Annotated in this window: 1 protein-coding gene; it reads right to left on the reverse strand. The window is 52.0% G+C overall.

All coding sequences use genetic code 11. The features are described from left to right. The coding region (locus A3766_RS11080; protein WP_156508873.1) for a disulfide bond formation protein B at window positions 1–279 on the reverse strand (279 nt) is incomplete at both ends.

Genomic DNA, 279 nt, shown 5'->3' on the forward strand with positions numbered 1-279 from the left:
TTGCGCAATCGCCTGTGCCTCGTAGGGCCATCTCGATTACTTCCAATAAGGGAAACACTTCGAGCATATAATCGATGCCGGGGCCGCATGCGGGGACCTGGTCTTCGGGTAAGCTTTGTAGCCACAATTGTCGAATAGCAACAGCGGCACCACCCACAGATAAGAGTGCTGCGAGGAATGCGTAGATGGACGAAGCGATCTTTCCTGCATTATGGATTGCACCGATCAGCGCAACGAGCCCAATGCCGCTAAAGAATACTCGTTGCATCATACACATTG

This window comes from Oleiphilus sp. HI0132 (assembly GCF_001635845.1).